A 23,202-nucleotide genomic window follows, 5' to 3' on the forward strand; every position below is an offset into this window, starting at 1 on the left:
CATGCCCTTGCTCCCGTGCATGGGATCTTTCAAGCCATGCGATCTTTCAACCGCGCCGCCCGAATTTCTGCATCGCCATCAGCGCAAGCGCGCGCCCCAGGATCGCGAGCATGACCAGGGCGGCCACGACGGAAAGCAGACCGCCCTCCTCGGATCCCAAGTCACCGAGCCAGGCGTGCACCTCGTAGCCGAGCCAAAGATAGAGGGCATCGGCCGCCACGGCGCAGACCAGGGTGACGGCGATGATGGAACCCACGTAGATGATGGCGGATTTCTTGCCCAGCATCCTGCCGACCATGACCATGGTGGCCGCGTTGGTGGCCGGTCCGGCAAGCAGGAAGACCAGCAGCGCGCCGGGCGAGAAGCCCTTGAGGGCCAGGGCCGCCGCGATGGGCGTGCTGGCCGTGGCGCAGACATACATGGGCAGGGCCACGGCCAGCATGGCCAGCATGGCGGTCAGCCCGCCGCCCGGCAACATGCGTCCCAGGTCGTCGGGCAGGTAGACGGTGATGACGCCCGCCAGCAGGATGCCAAGCGTGAACCAGGGCGCGATGTCCGCCAGCAGATCGTCGAAGGCGAAGCGCTGACCGTCCAGAAAACGCCTGAAGCGCGATTGTGCGGCCGGATCGCCGCCGCAGGAACAGCAGCCGGAAGCGCAGGCCGACGCGGCGCCCAGGGGAGCAAGGTCCGGAGTCGGCCGGAGGTCCTGAAGCGCGCCCTTGCCGGTGCCAGACTCAGCATCCTTGCCGGGTTCCTTGACTGGTTCCTTATCGGCCGCGTCGATAAGCACGCCCGTCACCATGGCCGTCAGAAAGGCCGAAGCGGGGCGCAGCACGGTCATGAGCGGATCGAGAAGCGCCCAGCTCACGGCCATGGAATCCACGCCGGTCTCGGGTGTGGAAATGAGAAACGAGGCCGTGGCCCCCTTGCCGGCTCCCTGTCGCCTGAGCCCCGCCGCCGCCGGGATGACCCCGCAGCTGCACAGAGGCAGGGGCACGCCGAAGAGCGCCGCCTTGAAGATGTTTCCGGACTGATTCCTGCCCAGATGCCGCGCCACCAGATCGGACGGCACAAAGGCCCGCAGCAGTCCGGCCATGAAGAAACCAAACAGCATCCAGAGCGACGAATCGACCAGGATGTCCCAGCATGCCCACAAAAATTCGTTCATTCCCCGCACCTCTGCCGACAGTGATCAAGGGCCATGTCCATGAGCTTTTCGACGTGCTCGTCATGGATCGTGTAAAAAATCACCTTGCCCGCCCGCCTGCCGCGTACAAGCCTGGCCGTGCGCAAAAGACGCAACTGGTGGGACACGGCCGAAATGGTCATGCCCAGCACCGCCGCCAGGTCGCACACGCAGAGCTCCCCAAGACGCAGGGCGTCCATGATCTTGAGCCGCGTCGGGTCGGAAATGACACCCAGAAGCCCGGCGGCTTCTTCGAGCACGCCATCGTCGGTCCTGCCCAGCAGCGCTCTGTTTACATTTTCTTCATGGATACAGCGGACTTCGCAGACATCCTTCATGGCAACTTCCTTTTGTTAGGCCTAGGTGGCTCTTCATGGGATCAATGTTGGGTCAACATCGGGTCAACAATTGAACAGTTGCTCAAATATTGATTTAAAACGTCCAGGTCAAGGGCAAGGGCGGCCCAGATTCCTCTTTCAAGGCGAGGCTCTTTTCCGTATTGTCTGGCCCCGGGCGCATCCCGGCCTCTCGTCCGGAATAGGACGGATAACATTTTTTCATTGAACACGAGTGCAGATGAACTCTCCGGAATCGGCCCAGCCCTCCGCACCGCCCCTCGACACGAAGGCCTTGGTGCATGTCTTTGAGCAGCTCTGGAAACATTCCAGCGATCCGTTCTGGATCTGCACGCCCGCTGGCGACGACTATGAATTGCTGTTGGCCAATGATGCCGCCCTGCGCCTTGACGCCAGGCAAATCGCCGGAAACACGGTGCGTACCATCGTCGGGTACGGGCCCGAGGGCGACGAGCTCATTTCCGGATATCACGAGTGCATGCTATCGGGCGAAGCCGTGACCTTCGAACAGCGCCCCCTCCTGCAAGGCAGCCGGCGATTGTTTGAAACACTGCTCGTGCCGGTAAAGAACGACACCGGCGATATCACGCATATCTGGGGCATGGCGCGCGACCTGACCCGCTTTCTGGTTTCACAGAACGCCCTGGTGCATCTGAACGAACAGCTCGAAGCCAAGATCCTGCAGCGCACCATGGAGCTCGAAGAGGCCAACAAGAGGCTGGCCGAACTGTCCGTCACCGACGGACTGACAGGCATCGCCAACCGCCGCAAGTTCGATGCCGCCCTGGTCGAGGAATGGACCCGGGCGGTGCGCGCGGGATCGACACTGGCCCTTGTCATGCTCGATATCGATCACTTCAAGAAATACAACGATCATTATGGCCACCAGCAGGGCGACGACTGTCTCAGGCGAGTGGCGGAGGTATTGCGGGCGGGCGCCCGCCGTCAGGGGGATCTGGCGACGCGCTATGGTGGCGAGGAATTCTGCATGATCCTGCCCGATACCAGCCTGGACGGGGCATTTGAAATCGCAGAACGCCTGCGGCGTGAAGTGGAAGATCTGAACATGCCGCACGAGCAGTCGGACTTCGGCAGGGTCACGGTCAGCCTGGGGGTGGCGGCAAGCACGCCGGGCAAGGATCAGGGCCCGGCAGAACTCTTGCGTCTGGCCGATGCATCCTTGTACCGGGCCAAGTCCGAAGGTCGAAATTGCGTCCGGGGCGCTTCACCCTGGATCGTTTGAATTTCCTGTCAGGGGTGGCAGTGCTACGAACACACGCATGATTTCGGCGTGAATAATCCGGAAGAAGGCGCAATTTTTTCCAAGACGGCCTCCCCCTCTCTGGTCTATCAGCTTGCCCATGTCCTGCCCGTCCATCAGTTTCCTTCATGTCCAGCCCGGTCTTGAAATGAGCCAGGTCGCGCGCAGCAGCCATGTCTTCCCCCGACATTTCCATGACGACCTTTACGCCATAGGACTCATGCATCAGGGAGCAAGCTACTGCCTCGGCCCGTCGCATTCCGAAGCCACCTTGCGGCAGGGACAGGCATGCCTGATCAATCCTGGGCAGGTCCACTCCGGCGTGCCGATTTCGGACGACACCATATCCTACACCATGTTCTACCTGCGCGCGGATCTGGTGCGGAGCATGGCGGAAGACATGAGCCGCCGGCCCGAAGCGGCTCCCGAATTCACGACCTTGATCTGCGACTGCCCGGATCTTGTCATGTCCCTGTACAGGCTGGCGCAGAACCTGACCGCGAGTCACGGACTGGCGCGGGAATCGGCGCTGGTCAGAACCCTGGGGGACATTCTGGGTGCGCACTGCGGAGTGAAAAGCGAGTCTCCGGCTCTTCCCATGCTCGTCCGGCATGCCAAGGAGATGCTGCGCTCGAATCTGGACCACAAATTAACCTTGCGGGACATGGCGGCCGTGCTCGGGGTGAGCCAGTACCACCTGCTGCGTACCTTCAAGCGGCAGACCGGGATTCCTCCCCATGTCTTCCGCACCCAGCAGCGCGTGGAACGAGCCAAGTCCCTGATCCGGCAAGGCATGGTCCTGTCCGAAGTGGCCCAGGTCACGGGCTTTGCCGATCAATCCCATTTCAGCAACACGTTCAAGCTCTATACCGCAGCCACGCCGGGGCAGTACGCGCTTCTGCCCTGAGGCTTTCCGGTCCGCTCATCTTCATCAATTCAGGAGCCTGCATGAAATCCGAATCCCTCTCCATGACCGCCGTAAGCCCCATCGCCCTTCTGCCTCGTCTGGCCGTGCTGGGTGCGGTGGTGCTCTGGGGGGCATCCTTTTCGACCATGCGCATCGCCCTGCAGGACCTGCATCCGATGAGCGTGATGTGGCTGCGCATGATCATCGCCCTTGCGTGCATCCTGCCGCTGTACCGGACGGTGAGCCTGTCCGCATACCGCAAAGGCGACTGGAAGCTGCTCGTGGCCGCCGTCGTTTTTCAGCCCTGCCTCTACTTCTGGCTCGAATCCGCGGCCCTTGGCCTGACCAGTTCGGCCCAGGCCGGGATCATCTCCGCCTCCGTCCCCCTGCTCGTGGCCGTGGCCGCCTGGATGATTCTCAAAGAGCCCCTGAGCACGCGCGTCGTCGGCGGCCTGCTTCTCTCCGTGGCGGGCGTCGCGGTCCTGACCCTCGGCGGACAGGCCACCGTGTCCGCCCCTTCCCCGCTTCTCGGCAACAGCATGGAATTTCTGGCCATGGTCTGCGCGGCCGCAAACATGATCATCATCCGCATTCTGGGCAGGCGCTATGACGCCTGGACGCTGACGGTCATGCAGGTCGTCACGGGCTGCCTCTTCTTTTCACCGGGCATCGTTCACCTGATGGATGTTCCGGCGGGCACGTTCGACATGCAGCTGGTCCTGATCCTCGTCTTTCTCGGCGCGGGCGTGACCCTGGGCGCTTTCTCCCTCTACAACTGGGCCATCACCCGCATGCCCGCCAGCACGGCCTCGGCGCACATCAATCTCATTCCCGTGGTCGCGGTGGGTTGCGGATTCGCCTTTCTGGGCGAAACCATGAACCCGTTGCAGATGGCCGCAGCCTGCGTAGTCCTCTGCTCTGTCCTCATGACCCAGAAATCGTAGGGGCGGCCCTGCGTGGCCGCCCTCTTAACACACCATGAAAACGCCAGACCACAGGAACCAAAAAAAGGGGCAGGCACAAAAGGCCTGCCCCTAAAATTGGGCGGTGTGGCAACGCATCGTTCAATGAACCATATCGTGCCGTGGTGGCGGTGTGGCGACGCATCGTTCAATGGGCCACACCATTTCCGTAGGGGCGGCCCTGCGTGGCCGCCCTCTTGTTCAGCGATCCTTCATCGGTATGTAATCCCTGATGTTCGGCCCCACGTAGACCTGACGAGGGCGGTGGATGCGCGTGTTCTCTTCCAGGTGCTGTTCGTGCCAGTGCGCGATCCAGCCCGGCAGGCGGCCGATGGCGAACATGACCGGGAACATGTTCACCGGAATGTTCAGGGCGCGCAGGATCAGCCCGGAATAGAAGTCCACGTTGGGATAGAGCTTGCGCGAAACGAAATAATCGTCATGCAGCGCGATCTCTTCAAGTTCCTGGGCGATGTCGAGGAACGGGTCCTTGATGTGCAGGGAAGCCAGCAGATTCGTGGCGCATTCCTTCAAGACCTTGGCCCGGGGGTCGAAGTTCTTGTAGACCCTGTGCCCGAAGCCCATCAGCCTGAATTCCTTGCGTTTGACCTTCTCGATGCACTCCTTGACCGTGAGATCCCCGTCGCGGATGTTTTCAAGCGTGTGCACCACGGCGGAGTTGGCCCCTCCGTGCAACCGGCCCCACAGGGCGCAGATTCCGGCGGAAACCGAGGCAAAGAGGTTGGCTTCGCTCGATCCGACCATGCGCACCGTGGAGCAGGAGCAATTCTGCTCGTGATCGGCATGCACCATCAGGAACTGCGACAGGGCCTTCTGCGCTTCGGGAGTGGGCACGTGCTCCTTGTAGGGCACGGAGAACATCATGTGCAGAAAGTTCTCGCAGTAGGAGCGGCTGGGGTCCGGGTAGATGATGGGCAGCCCCGCGGACTTGCGATAACTGAAAGCCGCGATGGTGCGCACCTTGCTGACGAGCTTGGCCACGGCCTTGCGAAACTCGGCTTCGGTCTGGATGTCCAGCAGATCAGGGTTGTAGGCCCCCAGGGAATTGATGACCGCCGAGAGGATGGCCATGGGATGCCCATTGGGTGGAAAACCTTCGAAGTGGTGCATGAGATCCTCATGCAGCAGTGCCGTATCGCCGAGCATGGTCCGGAAGGCGGCCCGTTCCTCGCGGGTCGGCAGTTCGCCGAAAACGAGGAGCATGACCGTTTCCACAAAGGAACTCTGCCTGGCCAACTGCTCGATGGGGTAGCCGCGATAACGCAGAATTCCCTTCTCTCCGTCCACGAAGCTGATTGCGCTGTAACATGATCCGGTATTGGCGTAGCCTTGGTCCAGGGTGATGACCCCGGCCTGGCTGCGCAGACAGCTCACGTCCACCGCGACTTCGCCCTCGGTGCCGCGCACGATGGGCAGCTCGTAGGACTTGCCGTCAATGGTCAAAGTGGCTGTATCTTTTTTTTGCATGAATCCTCCTGCAATCTTTCCCCTCGCCAGGAAAAAGACCAGTCTTGAACACGTTCCGAGCCTGTCCTCGCTCAAGCGGGGACAGGCTCAGTCTCGTAAAAAAAATCGTTTAACGGAAATCGATTGAATTATCCAGATGTCCCGGGGCGCTGAAAAAACGGGAATATATCAACTTCCGGGTTCCCATTCCCAGAGAGGCAGGCGCATTTCGACCAGCTCCTCCTCGTAGTTATGGGATATGGTCAGGCCAAACCGCTTGGCAAGGCCGATCATGCCCTTGTTGCGGGGCATGGTCTGGCCTTCGAGGTAGCGGGTGCCGCGTCCCTTGCAGTAGCGGATCATCTTTTCGAACAGCACCGAGCCAAGGCCGGTTCCCTTCATGTCCGCGCTGATGATTATGGCGAATTCGGCCGACGAATTGTCGGGTTTGGTGGATGTGCGCACCACGCCGAGCGTCCTTGGAACCCCGTCGACATTCTGCGTGGCGATGAAGGCCATCTCGCGGTCGTAGTCGATCTGGGTGAATTTGGGCATGTCGCTCAGGACGAAGTTCTGGATCAGGCCGAAGAAGCGCAGCCGCAGGTCTTCCTCGGGCAATTTGTGGATGAAATCGAGGTGGGCCTGGGCGTCCTCGGGGCGAATGGGCCGCAGGAGGACCTGCTCGCCGTTTTTCAGGCGCACGCACTCTTCAAGCTCGCGCGGGTATGGGCGGATGGCCAGCCTTTCGGGGCCCGAAACCTGCGTGGGCTGAATCCAGATCCGGGCGCCCAGCGCCAGCACTCCAAGGTCGTCGGCAAAGATCGGGTTCATTTCAAGAGTCACGATCTGGGGCAGGTCTATGACCATCTGGCTGATCTGGATGAGAGCCAGGCAGATGTCGTCGATGTCCGCCGCGGCCTGCCGCCTTGAGCCCTGCAGAAGCTTGTAGATACGGGTGCGGGAGATGAGTTCCTTGGCCAGGCCCATGTTCAGCGGAGGCAGGGTCACGGAGTGGTCGTTGATGACCGGCGCGGAGACGCCGCCGTGACCGAAGCGCAGCACCGGACCGAAGATCTTGTCCGTGAAGACGGAAATGAAAAGCTCGTGGGCGCCGGGTCTGCGGCCCATCTTCTGGACGGTGAAGCCCTCAATGTAGGCGTTGGGGACCTGGGCATGGACGCGCGCGGACATGTTGGCGGCCGCTTCGAAAACCAGATCGGGCGTGGTCAGGTCCAGGGCGATGCCGCCAATGTCGAAAGGCTGACTGATCTGAGGCGAACGGATCTTGAGCGCCACCGGAAAGCCGATCTCGGATGCCGCCTCCACGGCCTGCATGGCCGATTTGCAGATCTTGGTCTCGACCACGGGCACACCGTAGGCCGCCAGAACCTGACGCGATTCGTCCTCGGTGAGGTGGTTGCGGCCTTCTTCGAGGGCGTCCTTGATGATCTTCAGAGCGTGTTCGGTATCCGGAAAAAAGTCCGCCGGCAGTGAATCCGGGGTTTGCATCAGGATTTTTTGCGTGCGCTTGTAGCGCAGCATGTGCAGGTAGGCCATGATGGCCTTGCCCGGACGGTCGAAAACCGGAATGGCCGCCTCCTCGAAGACGTCCTTGGTGTCGCGCACCGTTTCCTCGCCCAGCCAGTTGGCGAGCACGAGGCAGCGGCTGGTCTTGGCAACCTGGGTCACGGCCTGGGCGATTTCAAGGCTGGAAGTGCCCTGAAACGGAACATGCAGAATGAGCACGCAGCCGACGTCCGCCGCGCGGACCAGAACGCTCAGGACCCGGGCGTAGGTGTCGGGCGTGGCGTTGTAGGGCAGGGTCACGGGGTTGTCGGAGCAGCGCTCATGGCCCAGGATCTCCTCCAGCTTGAGCTGGGTTTCCTCGGTGATGGAGGCGAGCTCTCCCCCGCCGTTGATCAGGGTGTCGGCGGCCAGCAGTCCGATGCTCTGCCCGTTGGTCATGATGGCCAGGCCGTTGCCGCGCAGCGGCTTGTAGTTGGCCAGGGTGCGCGCGCCCTCGAACAGGGAGTCGATGTCGTCCACGCGGACCATGCCTGCCCGGCGGAAGGCGGCGTCGTAGATCTGATCCTGATCCATCTCCGTGAGGTCGCTGGCCGCGTCGCGCAGGTCGCAGGGCAGACGGCGCGGACGGATGACCAGGATGGGCTTGTTGCGGGCGCTGGCCCGGGTCGCGGACATGAAGCGGCGTGCGTCCTGGATGTTTTCAACATAGAGCAGGATGGCCTTGGTGGCCGGATCGGACCCAAGATAGTCGAGCACGCAGCTGAAATCCACGTCCAGCTGGCGGCCAAGCGAAATGCAGTGGGAAAAGCCGACGTTGTTGGTCTTGGCCCAGTCCAGAACCGATTCGAAGAGGCTGTCGGACTGGGTCACAAAGGCGATGCGTCCCTCCTTGGCCCCCACCCGGGACAGGCTCGCGTTGACCCCGCTCGCCGGGACGATCATGCCCAGGCTGCCCGGACCGAGCACGCGGATGTCTTTCTCTCGCAGCACGGCGCGGATCTTTTCGTCCATTTGCGCTCGCTCTTTGGCTTCAAGCAAGGCATAACCAGGGTCCATGATCACGGCTACGTGGGTGCCGCTGTCGGCCAATTCGATGAGACGATCCGGGATTTCGTGCGCGGGAGAGCAGATGATGGCCATGTCCGGCGTCAGTGGCAGGGAAGCCACGTCAACATATGAAAGGACGCCGAAAATGGCCTCCTGCGCTCCGGAAACAGGCAGCACTGGTCCGAGGAACTTGCCGGACATGAGGTTGCGCATGAGGATGGCGCTGACTGAATTCGGATCGCGGGACGCACCGATGATGGCCAGGGAATTGGGCTTGAACAACAGATCCAGGTGTTTGACGCTCATCGTCCGAAAAGCTCCGTTTACCGACATGAAGGTGGTGGCGTTTCCGTTAACCGCCAATATCAGCCATTTACCAGAAAAGGGGGGAAAACAAAATTCATTTCTTCTACACACTATTGCCAGATGAAGTCCTCGACAAGGACACCGCCTATTCAACAGTAAAGGAGGAATCACCATGACACCTGACAATATCCAGAGCCTGCAGCACGAACAGCGCCTCTTCACCCCACCCGCCGCCAAGCGCGCCCATATCCCCGACATGGCCACCTACGAGGAGCACTATCGCCGCGCCGATCAGGATCCCGAAGGCTACTGGGCCGACCGCGCCAAGGAACTTCTCAGCTGGAGCAAGCCCTGGGACAAGGTCATGGACTGCGACTTCAACATTCCGAAAATCAACTGGTTCGTGAACGGCAAGCTCAACGTCAGCTACAACTGCCTCGACCGGCACGTGGAGAACGGCCTGGGCGACAAGACCGCCATCATCTGGCAGGGCGAGCCCGAAGAGGACGTCCGTCACATTTCCTACCGCGAGCTCCTGGCCGATGTCATCCGGTTCGCCAACATCCTCAAAAAACTCGGTGTCGGACGCGGCGACCGCGTGGCCCTCTACATGCCCATGGTTCCGGAACTGGCCGTGGCCATGCTGGCCTGCACGCGCATCGGCGCCACCCATTCCATCGTCTTTGCGGGATTCTCGGCCGCGAGCCTCATGAACCGCATCCAGGACTGCGAGGCCAAGGTGCTGGTCACCGCCGACGCGGTGCTCCGCGCAGGAAAGAAAATTCCGCTCAAGGGCAATGTCGACGACGCCCTGGCCGGCTGCCCCACCGTGACCAGCTGCGTGGTCCTGAAGCGCGCCGGCATCGACATCAACATGGTCGAGGGCCGGGACCTCTGGTGGCACGACGTCGTGGCCGATCCGAACATCGCCCCGACCTGTCCGTGCGAACCCATGGACTCCGAAGACCTGCTCTTCATTCTCTACACCAGCGGCTCCACGGGCAAGCCCAAGGGCGTCATGCACACCACGGGCGGTTATCTGACCTACGCGGCCCACTCGACGCAGCTGGTCTTCAACCTGCATGACGACGACATTCATTTCTGTACTGCGGACATCGGCTGGATCACCGGACATACCTACATCGTGTACGGCCCTCTTGCGCTGGGCGTGACCTCTGTCATGTTCGAAGGCGTGCCGTCCTATCCCGATCCGTCGCGTTTCTGGCAACTGGTCGAAAAATTCAAGATCACTTCCTTCTACACGGCCCCCACGGCCATCCGGGCGCTCATGCGCGACGGATCCGAATGGACCAAAAAGAATGACCTCTCCTCGCTTCGTGTGCTGGGCAGCGTCGGCGAACCCATCAATCCCGAAGCCTGGATGTGGTACCATGAGAACATCGGCAAATCCAAGCTGCCCGTGGTCGATACCTGGTGGCAGACGGAAACGGGCGGCATCCTCATTTCCGCCCTGCCATTCGCCACGCCGCTCAAGCCCGGCTCCGCCACACGCCCCCTGCCCGGCGTGCATGCCCGCATCGTTGACGCCGAAGGCAATCCCACCGCTCCCAACGAAGGCGGGCATCTGATCATCGAACGCCCCTGGCCTGGCATGCTGCGCGGCGTGTTCGGAGATCCCGAGCGCTTCAAGCAGCAGTACTTCGACCGCTTTCCCGGCAAATACGAAGCCGGTGACGGCGCGCGCCAGGACGAGGACGGATACTTCTGGATCATGGGCCGCCTTGACGACGTCATCAACGTCTCCGGGCATCGTCTGGGCACGGCCGAGATCGAGTCCGCCCTGGTCTCCCATCCGGCCGTGGCCGAGGCCGCCGTGGTCGGCATGCCCCACGAGATCAAGGGACAGGCCATCTATGCCTACGTCACCCTGCGCGCCGACGCGGACGAATCCGACGAACTCATCAAAGCCCTGCGCAATCATGTGCGCAAGGAGATAGGGCCGCTGGCCTCTCCCGAAGTCATCCAGTTCACCGTGGGCCTGCCCAAGACCCGCAGCGGAAAGATCATGCGCCGCGTGCTGCGCAAGATCACCTCGGGCTCAACGGCCCTTGAGGACTTCGGTGACACCTCGACCCTTGCCGATCCTTCCGTCATCCAGGACCTGATCGCCGGACGCCACAACTAACCCCAGGCCCCGGTCGCACCTCCCTCGCGGGCGTGTCCTTTTGGGCACGCCCTTTTTCTTGACCTGAGCACGGAATGAGTAAATAAATACTCACACGATAAAGGAGGACCACCATGTCACGACCAGTCATGAAGCGCGAAACCATAGAAGAATCGGCCATCCGCCTCTTTGCCACCAAAGGACTGGCCCGCACGACCATAAAGGATATCGCGGGCGAGGCCGGAGTCACCGAAGGCGCATTGTACCGCTATTACTCCGGCAAGGAAGAGATGGCCTGGAAGCTTTTCAACCGCGAGTTGGACCAGTTCACCCATCTTGTTTCCGAGGTCCTCTTCGACGACCGCATGCCTTTCGATCTGCGGCTGGGGCTCGCGATCCAGACCATTTACGACTATTACACATACAATGGCGACCAGTTCGCCTTCATCCTGCTGACCCAGCACGGCTTTCCCGAGGACAAGCTCCTGAGCCGCGAGACCGAGCCCATGGCCATGGCCGAACGCTTCGTCGGCCAGGCGGTGGGTGCGGGCGAGATTCCCCCCTGCGATGCCGACCTGCATGCGGGGCTGCTCATGGGCGCCATCCTGCAGCCTCTGGTTCTGCACCGTTACGGCAAGCTCGAACTTACCCCCGAAACGCCCGCGCTGGTCACCGCCTCCTGCCTGCGCATGCTGGGTCTGTGCTGAGCCATGGACGCCGTCAAATCGAGCCATCGCCGTCTTCTGGGAATCCGTGGGTTCATGCCCTACCTCATGGTCGTTCTGATCAACGCCATGCTCGACCTCGGGCACAAGATCATCATCCAGAACACGGTCTTCAAATGCTATGACGGGTCCACGCAGATCGCGCTGACCGCCCTGGTCAACGCCTGCATCCTGCTGCCCTTTATCATGTTCTTCACTCCCGCCGGTTTTCTGTCCGACCGCTTCTCCAAGCACCGGGTCATGCGCTGGACCGCGGGCCTGGCCATACCGCTGACCGTGCTCATTTACGGCAGCTATCTGCTGGGCTGGTTCGAGGCGGCCTTTGTCCTGACCCTGATCCTGGCCGCGCAGTCGGCCTTCTATTCTCCTGCCAAGTACGGCTACATCAAGGAGATGGCGGGCAAGGACAACCTCGGCATGGCCAACGGCGTGGTCCAGGCCGTGACCATTGTCGCCATACTCCTCGGCGGAGTGCTCTTCTCCCTGCTTTTCGAGTCCCTCATCGGCGACGCGACGACCAAGGAAGGCATCCTGCAAGCCATCGCCCCAAGCGGCCTGCTGCTCATCGCCGGGGCCGTGGCGCAAACCCTGACGGCTCTGCGCATCCCGCAATACAAGCCGGGCGACGCCTCCCTGCGCCTCAATTTCAGGACATATGCCAAAGGGACATATCTCAAGGAAAACTTGAAGAACATTCACGGCCATGAAACCATCTGGCTGTGCGTGCTCGGCCTGTCGCTCTTCTGGGCCGTCAATCAGGTCCTTTTCGCCGCCTTCGGCGCACATCTCAAGGATTTCGCGGGCGTGACCTCCACCGTTGTCGCCCAAGGGCTGCTGGCCATCGGGGGCGTGGGCATCATCGCCGGTTCCATCACCGCCGGGCGGCTGTCGCGGACCTACATCGAGACCGGGATCATCCCGCTGGCCGCCCTGGGCATGACCCTCTGTCTGGCCATCATTCCCGGCATGAGCAACATTCCGGCCCTAGGCAGCCTGCTGGCCGTGTACGGCTTTTTCGGCGGCCTCTACGTGGTGCCGCTGAACGCGCTCATCCAGTTCAATGCCAAGGATTCGGACCTTGGCACCATTTTGGCCGGAAACAATTTTCTACAGAACGTGTTCATGCTGTGCTTTCTGTGCGTGACCGTGCTGGCTTCCCTGACCGGACTTTCGAGCGTGCCCATCATCCTGGCCCTGGCCGCGATCATGGGGCTTGGATCTGTGCACACCCTGCGCAAGCTGCCCCAGGCCTTCATGCGTTTTTTGCTGCGCATCGTCTTTGCGCAGCGTTACCGGCTGGTCGTGAGCGGTCTGGAGAACATTCCGTCCCAGGGCGGGGTGCTGCTTCTTGGCAATCACACCAGCTGGATCGACTGGGCCGTGCTGCACCTGGCCGTGCCCCGGCCCGTGCGTTTCGTCATGTCACGTCATTATTACAGTCGCTGGTACCTGCGCTGGTTCCTGGACCTCTACCGCGTCATCCCCATTTCATCCGCCGCCAGCAGCTCGGCCCTGCGCAAGATCACCGAGAATCTCAAGGCCGGGGAATGCGTGGTCCTGTTTCCCGAGGGCGCCATCAGCCGCAACGGCCAGCTCGGGGCCTTCAGGCGCGGCTACTGCATTCCGGCGGTCCAGAGCGAATGCGTCATCGTGCCCTTCTACCTGCGCGGCCTGTGGGGCAGCAGGTGGTCCGCCGTGAGCAGGCATTTCCGCCGCAACACCAACGGAGTCCTGGCGCGGGACGTCAATCTGTGCTTCGGCCCCGCCCTGCCGGCCTCGGCCACTCCCCAGGAGGTCAAGGACGCCGTGCATCGTCAGTCCATCCTGGCCTGGCAGGAGTTTGCCCGCACCCAGACCTCCATCCCGGAAAAATGGCTGCGCGCGGTCAAGCGCGCCCCGGCAAGGCTGGCCGTGGCCGACTCCAGCGGAGCCCAGGCCACGGGCGAAGAACTGTTTTTTTGCGCCCTGAAGCTTTCCAGCAAGCTCAAGACCCTGCCCGAAACGGCGGTAGGCATCCTGCTGCCGCCGGGTGTCAGGGGCGCGGCGGCGAATATGGCCGTGCTCATGGCCGGCAAGACGACCGTCAACCTTGATCCGGGATTGTCCGCCGAGGCCTTTGCGAGCTGCCTGCATCAGGCCGGGATCGAGACGGTGCTCAGCACCCCCGAGCACCTTGAAAGGTTGCGCGGCCGGGGATGCGCCGCTCTGCGAGACGACATGCGCTTCATGTTCGTGGATGACTGCCGGACATACCTGCGCGGCACGGCTCCGGCGCGCGCTCTGATCCGCCTTCTGCCGGTGGCGTTGCTGCGTTTCATCCTGCCCCTGCGCGTCAAGCCGGAGGCCACGGCCGCCATGATATTCGTGCAGAGAGAGGAGCAGATGCCCATTGGCGTGCGCCTTGGACACTCCAGCATCATCACCAACGCCCGGCAGATAGCGTCCCTTTTTCCGCCCCGGGGCGACGACGTGCTGCTGACCGCCATGCCCCTGCACGACGCCCTTGGGCTGACCACGACCATGTTCCTGCCGCTGCTTGAATCCGTGCCCATGGCCTGCGCCCACGACCCCTACGAGGCCCGCAAGATGGGGCGCATGTGCGTCGATTTCGAGGCGACCATGCTCTGCGCCGATCCTGCGATGCTGGAAGCGTACGTCGTCAGTCCCGTCCTGCATCCGCTCATGTTCGCGTCGCTGCGCTCCGTCCTGTCGGGCGGATTGGCCCTTTCCGATCACTGCGTGCAGGCCTTCCGCCACAAGTTCGGGCTCATCATCCATGACGGCTACGGCACCACCGAGACCACCCCGGTGGCCACCGTCAACGCCCCCGACGTGCTCAATCCTCTGGACCTGAGCGTGCAGCAGGGCCGCAAACCCGGCACCGTGGGCCTGCCCCTGCCCGGCTCCGCCCTACGCATCGTGCATCCGCAAACCCTGACTGACCTGCCCCACGGCGAGAGCGGCCGCATCCTCATCGGCGGAACCCAGGTCATGCAGGGCTATCTGGGCCGGGATGACCTGACCGAAAAGGCCGTCATCGAAACGGACGGCATCCGCTGGTTCGTCACCACGGACCGGGGCAGGCTCGACGAGGACGGCTTTCTGGTTCTTGAAATCGGACAAGAGCGGTCTTGAATTTTGCGACGCATCGATTTAGGGCACGCACCTGCCGACACCGACAGCAAAAGCACAGGAGCACCATGATAACTGTCCGCCTTGAACCCGAAAATCGGGAACTGACCATCGACCGTGCCGCCACGGTCATGCAACTCTTGCACAAACTCGGGCGCAAGCCCGGACGGGCTCTCGTCATCCGCGACGGCGGCCTGCTCACTCCGGATCTGAACCTCAAGTACGGCGATCACGTCATTGTGCGCGACGTCGGATCAAAGGGGTAGTCTCATGAAATGCAAACGCTGCCAGATCCCCGCCGTGGTCGCCCTGCCCAGTCACCACACCGCTTTCTGCAAGGACTGCTTCCTTGTTTTCGCCCGTCGCCTGGTGGAACGGGCCATCAAGGAACACGCGATGTTCACCTTCGATGATCGCATCCTCGTCGCCATCTCCGGCGGCAAGGACTCCCTGGCCCTGTCCTGGCAATTGAAGGACCTCGGCTACAACATCGAAGGCCTGCACATCGATCTTGGCATCCCCGAATCCTCACCCATCGCGCGGGCCTATGCCGAGCGTTTCTGCACGGTAAGCGAGATCCCCCTGCACGTCATCGAGACTGCCAAATTGGGACTGGCCATGTGCGACGTCAAACGCCGGGTCAAGCGCCCCATCTGCTCCGTGTGCGGACAGACCAAGCGCTACCTGTTCAACAAGTTCGCCCAGGAGAACGGATTCACGGTGCTGGCCACGGGACACAATCTTGATGACGAGACCTCGCGGCTTTTCGCCAATGTCATGCGCTGGGATGTGGAATTTCTGAGCGACCAGGGGCCGGTCATGCATGCCGAGAAGGGTTTTGCCAAAAAGGTCAAGCCACTTTTCCGCCTGACCGAGTTCGAGACCGCAAACCTGTGTTTCCTGGCCGGGATCGACTACGGCTACGCCCCGTGCCCATACAGCTCCAAGGCCAGCTTCCCCATCTACAAAAATCTGCTGGCGGACCTCGAAGACATTCAGCCGGGCCGCAAGATCCGCTTTTATGACGGGTTCCTCAAGGACGGCCGGCAAGGCTTTGCCCCGCGCGGCGAGACAAGCGTGGACATCCAGCCCTGCACGACCTGCGGCTATCCGACGTCTGCCGGTGAATGCGGCTATTGTCGTCTGACCGCGCTTATGAACGACGAAGGATGATTGCGTCTGCGATGAGGATGGACTGACGGCGATGCCGATTCGGCATCGTGAACGATGGAGTTTCTGCGGACAGGCTGCCGCGGCCGCTACGGGATGTGCGCGCTTTAGCGCATCATCTGCAAACCGTGGTGTTGCGGCCGCATTTCTTGGCTGCGTACATGTTCTGATCAGCCCGGTCGACAAGGTCTGAAACGGTTTCCCCCGGGCAATAGCTGGTCACGCCAAGGCTGATCGAAACATGGACACCGGACCCTTTTCTGGGATAGAAGGCGTGTTCGAAGAAGCTGATCCGAATGCGCTCCGCCACGCGGGCGGCCTCTTCGCGATTGGTCTCCGGCAGGACGATGATGAATTCCTCGCCTCCGTAACGGTAGGCCGAGTCCGCATCGCGGATCAGTTTCTGGATGATTCGCCCCAGTTCCGAGAGGACGGCGTCGCCATTCAGATGGCCGTAAGTGTCGTTGTACTGCTTGAAATTGTCGATATCGAGGACGCACAATGACAGCGGGCTTTTGTAGCGCATGGCCCGTTCCACCTCGGCCTGAACCTGCCTGAAGAAATGGCGGGCATTGTAGAGCCCGGTCAGTTCGTCGGTCAGACTCAGTTCCTTGTAGCGCATCTCGCTGCGGCGCAGATCCTCCTCAATGCGTTTGCGGGCGATGATCTCCTGCCGCAATTCGGTGGTTCGGCGCTGCACCTCTTCTTCCAGATGCTCACGATAAAGCCTGTTCTCCCGTTTGAGGTGCACTTTTTCCAGGCTTTTGTTCACGGCATGGAGTACGAACTCCAGATTGAGGAAGGGTTTGACCAGAAAATCCCACGCTCCCCGGCGCAAGGCCTCGATGGCGTCGTCCGTGGAGCCGACCCCGGAAATGACGATGAGGCCCGTTTCGTCATCCCTGGATGAAATATGCTTGAGCACGTCCAGCCCGGACAGGTCCGGCAGTTTCAAATCAAGAAGCACAAGATCCGGAAGTTCAGAATTGTAGAGATCAAGGGCCTTGATGCCTGAGTCCGCCAGGATGACCTCGTGACCTTGCTCGCGCAGAAAATCTCCGAGCAGCTCAAGCAGGGTCGTCTCGTCGTCGACAAGCAGGATGCGGGCATTTTGTGGGCACATGTCCGGACCGGGGTTCTGGTGATCAAGAGTGAATTCACTGTAAACTTTCTTGACTGTAAGACACAAGCATCTTTTTCGGAGATGACGATGTTCCCGGCTGACGGCGTTTCTCGGGATTTCACGAAGATCCATCACGAAAAACACGCGGCTCCGGACATTGACATCGATAAAATCAATAACTACGTCCTTTCCCACATCAAAGGAGGATTCCATGTTCGAACTTACAAAGGCTGCCAAAGAGCAGCTCGATATGCACTTCGCTGGCAAAGAAGTGTCCCCAATCCGGGTCTACATGGCTGCCGGCTGAGGCGGGCCTCGCTTGGCGCTTGCTCTGGATGAGCAAAAAGACAACGACGTAGTACACGAAATTGACGGATACAAATTCCTGGTTGAAACCGCTCTGATGGAAGAATCGAAACCCATTTCCGTGGAATTTCATCCGCACATGGGCTTCAACATCAAGTCAGGGCTCAAGGCGTCTTCTTCGGGATGCTCTTCCTGCACATCCTGCGGTTAAGACTCTCGCTTTCGAAGACCTTAAGGGCTGTCCTTCACGGACGGCCCTTTTTTTTACCCGAGTTTCCGCTCTCCCCTCCCCTGCCCGGAGCGCTTTCAGGTTAATTTCAACTTTTTTCAATTTTCTTGAAAAAAGTCTTTGACAGCAGGCATGTGGCTCTATAAAGACTGTTTCTCGTTGGACGGGACTGGGCGGTTAGCTCAGCTGGGAGAGCGTCGGCCTTACAAGCCGAGGGTCATAGGTTCGATCCCTGTACCGCCCACCACGAAAACAAATGCGGGGTCGTAGTTAAGTCGGTTATAACGCCGGCCTGTCACGCCGGAGGCCGTGGGTTCGAGTCCCATCGGCCCCGCCATTAGAGAACAAGGGTTCCAGTCGAAAGACTGGGACCCTTTTTTCTGTTTGTGGGTTTTGGTGTGGGTTTTCGCGTTGTGTCTGACGAATGAAGGGGAAGCCATCCGGTTGCGGGTGGCTTTTTGTTTGGTTCATGTACGTATGATCCGGCTATTCTTGGATACATTATGTATGACAAAAGAAGGACTTGCCGATTGTGCAACTTATCTTGTAGCGAATCTTCGAATAGCAATTTCGTGTTCGGAGGCGGGAAGTAGTGGGGAAAAGTCAGCCCCTCATAACGCCTGCCTGACTCGGTAGAAGATGGCAAATTCAAGATTCAAGATCTGGGCCTCGACTTTATGTTGTTAACCAGAAACTAGACAATCACTTGTTAGATTGACCACTTCGGCACTAGGGGAACAATAACATGAACAACCTTGATAAGTACAAAATTGACACATCATATCCTGGCTTTTATAACGACCCTAATTTTATTCTTCAGGAGGATATAAATCCGGCATTCTTGAATGAATATAATTATTATATAACATCAAAAACATACACTGATGATTATTTATTAAATGCAAAGAATAAAATTGATATAGTTTGCAAACTATTATTTGAAGAACTGAACAGAGAAAATCGTGAAGGATCATGTATCGATATCGCACAAGCATTAACAAAGATATTAGAAGCTGAAAAAATTTGGTGTTGTATATTTACTGGATCGTTAACACAAATATTCAGTCATGATACACAAATAGATAACGTATATTTCTGGCTGATTGACGATGGGAACTATAATGTACCCCACGCGTGGGTATATGCCCCTCCATATTCAATAATTGACTTGTCCGTTTGTCTGCAACGATACAATCAAAATGAAAAAAAATACCTACCAAATTTTGTTAAACAGATTGAAACTAGGAAAGGTGGTATTGAACCCATAGACATTATTAATCCAGAATTTTCATTTCTAAAAAATTATACAATGGATGGGATGCTGAATAATTTATTTGATCAGAATCCAGAAATGAAAAAATTCTCAAAAATGTATGAACCACAGATTGTTGATTATGAAAAAGTTTCCCTCAAATATATACCAATACAAGCTGGTGCTTCTGATGGTAGTCTTGAGCAATTAATGTGTATCAGTTTTTCTGGAAAATCACCTTATCAGGTATATCAAGAAAGAATAAAACCAGAATTAAGTGATAAATAAAAACCCCACAAATACTTCAACCTGATATTTTCTTTGTCACATTTTTGCTGTCGATTCGTTTCTGACGCAAAAATGCCTCAAGCACTTCGGGCACGAAAATACAGGTTAAACAAAAGTTGGGGAAAAGAGAGGCAGATGGAAAACTGGAGCAATCTCCGGTGTCGCCTCTAAAAAATTCACAGGACTGGAAGCAGTTGAAATTTTTGCTGACGCGACCAAAGGTGGACCTAAATGCAGCCAAGATATCCTCAACGGCCTCATATCCACGTACTTGAAACTATTTCAGAGCGGTTTTTCGAAGGCTGCTTACCTCCTTCATGGACCACAAGAACGACTGAAAACGATTATGGTATTGATAGGTATGTTGATATCTGCGCTGAACAAGAAGCATCGCCTTTGGAATTCCTGGTGCAATTGAAATCTTCTGAGGCAGAATCACGTGGGGACACTGAAATCATCCAGCTCAAGGTATCAACGTACAACTATCTGTGGGACAAGCTCCAAGTGGTTCTACTGGCCAAATACTGCGAAGAGACGAATGAAGCCTACTGGCTGCTTCTTAAAGATGTCCCGGAGCCGAGCCAGGACAACGAAACTTTCACCATCCGTATTCCGAAGACAAACACACTCAGCACCATCGACTGGAACGAAATCAAAAAATACGTCAACTATGTATCCAAGGGAAAACTCGAAGCTTGGCGACATAGGGAAAGGTGAACTGGCGTAATCTCTTTGGGCTTAAACAACCGGGATGCCAGACATGGAATGTCGATTTGTTTCTTCACCTCATTCCCGACACCGAATCAGCAGGTTCTCGGGTATGAGTAGGTTGCAGGAGGGCTTCACCGAGTCACTGCGACTCCTCGACGATCTGTTGGGGAAGAGCGCATGACGGACCGCAGTGCCGTTGACACGATACGTGGGTACTTCTACCAGTTCGACCACTCGATACTGAGAGTGCTCCAGTTGTCCGACCCCGGCGCCTCGATTGCCGTCGAATGCATCGAAGATGTCGACATTTATACTGCAACGGAAATTACGGCCGTGCAATGCAAATACTACTTTGCCACGGAGTACAACCACTCGGTTATCAAGCCGGCCGTCAGGTACATGCTGAGTCATTTCAAAGCGATCAGGGATGAAGGGAAGCAGGTCGTCAGGTATTCGCTCTGCGGCCATTTCAACGCCGGCCAGCACAAGCTGACGTTGCCGATAGACGTTGCGTTTCTGAAACAGCACTTCCTGACCTTCAGCGAAAGGAAAGTCGAGCGCCGCCATCATGACGAACTCGGTCTTCGCGACGCCGACCTTGCCGAATTCCTCTCGGTTCTTGATGTTGATATCAACGCTGCGAGCTTCGAGAATCAATTCGCGCAGGTCATCCGGGAGTTGCAGACCGCGTACGGCTGCACGCCGTTCACCGCGGAGTACTTCTATTACAACAACGCCCTTGCTCTGATGCGAGAGTTATCGATCCAGCCGTTGCCGGCCAACCGAACCATTACCAAGAGGGCTTTCTTAGAGCGATCAGACACATCGAGCGTGCTGTTCAACGAATGGTTCGTGCGGAAGAAAGGTGAGAAAGCCCACTTTGCCGCACTGCGAAAGGAGTACTTTACTGGCCTCAACCTATCCCCTTTCGAGCGTTTCTTCCTCGTCGAAGTTGACCCCACCACACTCGTCCGGAGTGATCTCAAAGATGTGCTGCACTTACTGTCAAAGAAGTGGTCAAAGACGACTAAACGCGACGGAAAATCGTCGTTCTGCCCCTACGTCTATGTTCACGGGCTCCCCGCCGACGAATTAGTGGGCTTGAAGAAGGAGCTGGCGACCGAGGGATTCGGCTTCATCGACGGCTACGACTTCCATGGTGCCGACTTCAACGTGAAATCGATCGCTAAGCCCGCCACACACGACAATGGGATTAAGTTGAAAGTGCTGAATTCAATCGTCGATCTTGAGGCGACAGTGGGCGCCGTCACGAAGACCCGAGAAGTCTACCAGTTCCATTTGGGAAAAAGCTACTTTGAACCCGCGAACAAGGCCGTCAAGCACGTCCAGATCCAACTGCAAAAGCTCACAAATATCAAGGCGATCATCTAACCGAATCGGAGTCGCAAATGGCAGTCGAAACTACAGAAGACAACCTCAATGCCCAAGTGGTCGCAGTCTTCCCAGACAAGGTGCGCATCGTCGTCGACAAGCTTGAAGATTTCAAACTTGCAGAGGAATCCCTTCGCGTTGGCTCGTATGTCCGGATCGCCGACAACGAGAACGCTATTCTCATCGCCATCATTGAGAACTTCGAGATTGTGGTCCGGGACGATGGCATGCGAAATCACATCATTGAAGCCTTCCCGCTTGGTGTTCTGCGGGATGGAAAGTTCGAGCGCGGCGGTGACTCGCTGGCGATACCGCCGAAGGATGTCCAACCGGCGACGATTGAAGACATCAAGCGCATCTACTCAGACTCGGTGAATGTCGAAGAGAGCTTCTGTTTCTCCAGACTTTCGTCGAATTCCGCCGTCGAAGTGCCGGTTAATGGCAACAAATTCTTCAACAAGCACATCGCCATCGTGGGTTCCACTGGGTCTGGAAAGTCCCACACGCTCGCGACCATTATTCAGAAAGCGATCTCAGAGAAAGCTGGCGACTTCACGCTCAACAACTCGCACGTGATTGTCTTCGATATTCATTCGGAATACCGATCCGCATTTCCCGGCGCTAACTTTATTGATGTCTCAAATCTAACCTTACCCTACTGGATGCTCAACGGCGAAGAACTCGAAGAGTTCTTCCTGGATACGGAAGGCAACGACCACAACCAGCGCAACGTATTCAAGGAGGCCATAATCCAGGACCGCAAGGCCAAGTTTCAAGGATTGGATACCGATAGACAAAGGATTCACTTGGACTCTCCTTTGGTTTTCGATATTCAAGCTGTCCTCGCGGCCGCCAAAAGCAGAAACGAGGAGATGATTGATACCGGTGAGACGTACGCAAGCGGCGCCAAGAAGGGTCAGACGAAAATGACACAAGGTAGCTTGTTCGGTAAACTCACCAACTTCGTCAATCGGCTGGAGAGCAAGGTCAACGACCGTCGGCTTAATTTCTTTCTTGGCACAAAGTCCAGGACGGTGACTTTCGAGGACACGCTTCGGACAATCCTCGGCTACTCGGCAGAAAACAAGTCCAACATCACCGTCATCGACCTGAGCGGGGTACCGTTCGAAGTCCTCAGTATAACGGTCTCGCTGATTTCCCGCCTGATCTTCGAGTACGGGTACATCTACAAGCGTTTGCGATGCGCAAACGACCCGAACGAAAAAGTCAACAACGACGTACCGATCCTCCTCGTCTATGAAGAGGCGCACAAGTACGTGCCGAACAGCGAGCTTTCGAAGTACCGCTCTTCGAAGACGTCCATCGAACGCATTGCGAAGGAAGGCCGTAAGTACGGCGTGACTTTGCTCCTCGCAAGCCAACGCCCGTCCGAAATCTCGGAGACGATCTTCTCGCAGTGCAACAATTTTATCGCGATGCGACTAACGAATCCGGTTGACCAGAGCTACGTCAAGAAACTGCTACCGGATTCCCTCGGGTCGCTAATCGACAAGATGACCTCCTTCCGCCAAGGCGAGGCCCTGCTTGTCGGCGAGTCGGTCGTTTTGCCTTCGATTGTTCAAATCGTTCAATGCGATCCCGCACCTTCGTCGAATGATATTCCGTACTGGGAACTTTGGAAGGAAGAGTGGAAGGACATGGACATCGCGGCAATCAAGGCAGAATGGTATAGGTAGAGCGCGGGAGCATGCTCGATGCTCAGACGCTCG

18 protein-coding genes and 2 tRNA genes are annotated in these 23,202 nt (G+C 58.2%); 15 read left to right on the forward strand and 5 right to left on the reverse strand.

Going from position 1 to position 23,202, the window contains the following annotated elements:
* Positions 1-46: 46 nt before the first annotated feature.
* The gene (locus tag BMZ24_RS09775; RefSeq protein ID WP_092191743.1) at positions 47-1,168 is read right to left on the reverse strand and encodes an SO_0444 family Cu/Zn efflux transporter; all 1,122 of its coding nucleotides are present in this window, start codon (positions 1,166-1,168) and stop codon (positions 47-49) included.
* Complete coding sequence (locus BMZ24_RS09780) at positions 1,165-1,524, reverse strand: ArsR/SmtB family transcription factor (protein WP_092191745.1); 360 nt, start codon at positions 1,522-1,524, stop codon at positions 1,165-1,167. The genes BMZ24_RS09775 and BMZ24_RS09780 overlap by 4 nt, the downstream gene beginning before the upstream one ends.
* Before the next feature lie 238 nt (positions 1,525-1,762).
* Between BMZ24_RS09780 and BMZ24_RS09785 the strand changes: the two genes are divergently transcribed.
* From BMZ24_RS09785 to BMZ24_RS09795, 3 genes are all read left to right on the forward strand, one after another.
* Entirely contained in the window at positions 1,763-2,785 is a 1,023-nt protein-coding gene (locus tag BMZ24_RS09785; RefSeq protein WP_092191747.1) for a GGDEF domain-containing protein, read from the forward strand.
* Positions 2,786-2,903: 118 nt separating this feature from the next.
* Positions 2,904-3,710 (forward strand): helix-turn-helix domain-containing protein, encoded by an 807-nt coding sequence (locus BMZ24_RS09790; RefSeq protein ID WP_092191748.1) that lies wholly within the window; start codon positions 2,904-2,906, stop codon positions 3,708-3,710.
* 41 nt (positions 3,711-3,751) lie between these two features.
* Positions 3,752-4,654 carry a DMT family transporter gene (locus BMZ24_RS09795; protein ID WP_092191750.1) on the forward strand — a complete coding sequence of 301 codons (903 nt, stop codon included), beginning with the start codon at positions 3,752-3,754 and terminating at the stop codon, positions 4,652-4,654.
* Between the two features lie 219 nt (positions 4,655-4,873).
* Here BMZ24_RS09795 and BMZ24_RS09800 read toward each other — a convergent pair whose 3' ends face one another.
* On the reverse strand, positions 4,874-6,160 hold the full coding sequence (locus tag BMZ24_RS09800) for a citrate synthase (RefSeq protein WP_092191752.1): 1,287 nt from the start codon (positions 6,158-6,160) through the stop codon (positions 4,874-4,876).
* A 168-nt stretch (positions 6,161-6,328) separates the two neighbouring features.
* Positions 6,329-9,019, reverse strand: coding sequence for a bifunctional acetate--CoA ligase family protein/GNAT family N-acetyltransferase (locus BMZ24_RS09805; protein WP_092191754.1), 2,691 nt, complete (start codon positions 9,017-9,019; stop codon positions 6,329-6,331).
* Positions 9,020-9,191: 172 nt separating this feature from the next.
* Between BMZ24_RS09805 and acs the strand changes: the two genes are divergently transcribed.
* The 5 genes from acs to BMZ24_RS09830 all read left to right on the forward strand — a co-directional run bounded on the left by acs (position 9,192) and on the right by BMZ24_RS09830 (position 16,174).
* On the forward strand, positions 9,192-11,165 hold the full coding sequence (acs, locus tag BMZ24_RS09810; RefSeq protein ID WP_092191756.1) for an acetate--CoA ligase: 1,974 nt from the start codon (positions 9,192-9,194) through the stop codon (positions 11,163-11,165).
* Between the two features lie 113 nt (positions 11,166-11,278).
* Complete coding sequence (locus tag BMZ24_RS09815) at positions 11,279-11,851, forward strand: TetR/AcrR family transcriptional regulator (RefSeq protein ID WP_092191758.1); 573 nt, start codon at positions 11,279-11,281, stop codon at positions 11,849-11,851.
* A 3-nt stretch (positions 11,852-11,854) separates the two neighbouring features.
* Positions 11,855-15,004, forward strand: a complete 3,150-nt coding sequence (locus tag BMZ24_RS09820; RefSeq protein WP_092191760.1) for an MFS transporter — start codon at positions 11,855-11,857, stop codon at positions 15,002-15,004.
* A gap of 65 nt (positions 15,005-15,069) precedes the next feature.
* On the forward strand, positions 15,070-15,267 hold the full coding sequence (locus BMZ24_RS09825) for a ubiquitin family protein (protein ID WP_092191762.1): 198 nt from the start codon (positions 15,070-15,072) through the stop codon (positions 15,265-15,267).
* Between the two features lie 4 nt (positions 15,268-15,271).
* The gene (locus BMZ24_RS09830; protein WP_092191764.1) at positions 15,272-16,174 is read left to right on the forward strand and encodes a PP-loop family protein; all 903 of its coding nucleotides are present in this window, start codon (positions 15,272-15,274) and stop codon (positions 16,172-16,174) included.
* 112 nt (positions 16,175-16,286) lie between these two features.
* Here the strand turns inward: BMZ24_RS09830 and BMZ24_RS09835 are convergent, their stop codons facing one another.
* Entirely contained in the window at positions 16,287-17,294 is a 1,008-nt protein-coding gene (locus tag BMZ24_RS09835; protein WP_161949112.1) for a GGDEF domain-containing response regulator, read from the reverse strand.
* 211 nt (positions 17,295-17,505) lie between these two features.
* Between BMZ24_RS09835 and BMZ24_RS20140 the strand changes: the two genes are divergently transcribed.
* From BMZ24_RS20140 to BMZ24_RS09865, 7 genes are all read left to right on the forward strand, one after another.
* Positions 17,506-17,811 (forward strand): IscA/HesB family protein, encoded by a 306-nt coding sequence (locus BMZ24_RS20140; RefSeq protein WP_092191768.1) that lies wholly within the window; start codon positions 17,506-17,508, stop codon positions 17,809-17,811.
* Positions 17,812-18,000: 189 nt separating this feature from the next.
* Positions 18,001-18,076: transfer RNA gene (locus tag BMZ24_RS09845), tRNA-Val, on the forward strand.
* Positions 18,077-18,089: 13 nt separating this feature from the next.
* Positions 18,090-18,166 (forward strand) — tRNA-Asp (locus BMZ24_RS09850).
* Between the two features lie 408 nt (positions 18,167-18,574).
* Positions 18,575-19,369 (forward strand): hypothetical protein, encoded by a 795-nt coding sequence (locus BMZ24_RS19435; protein WP_143077870.1) that lies wholly within the window; start codon positions 18,575-18,577, stop codon positions 19,367-19,369.
* A gap of 231 nt (positions 19,370-19,600) precedes the next feature.
* Positions 19,601-20,086 carry a DUF4365 domain-containing protein gene (locus BMZ24_RS09855; protein ID WP_092191770.1) on the forward strand — a complete coding sequence of 162 codons (486 nt, stop codon included), beginning with the start codon at positions 19,601-19,603 and terminating at the stop codon, positions 20,084-20,086.
* Between the two features lie 171 nt (positions 20,087-20,257).
* Entirely contained in the window at positions 20,258-21,472 is a 1,215-nt protein-coding gene (locus tag BMZ24_RS09860; protein WP_092191772.1) for a DUF4297 family anti-phage-associated protein, read from the forward strand.
* 17 nt (positions 21,473-21,489) lie between these two features.
* Complete coding sequence (locus BMZ24_RS09865) at positions 21,490-23,169, forward strand: ATP-binding protein (RefSeq protein WP_092191774.1); 1,680 nt, start codon at positions 21,490-21,492, stop codon at positions 23,167-23,169.
* Positions 23,170-23,202 lie beyond the last annotated feature (33 nt).

It is taken from the genome of Desulfomicrobium norvegicum (assembly GCF_900114595.1).
Classification (GTDB): Bacteria; Desulfobacterota; Desulfovibrionia; order Desulfovibrionales; family Desulfomicrobiaceae; genus Desulfomicrobium; species Desulfomicrobium macestii.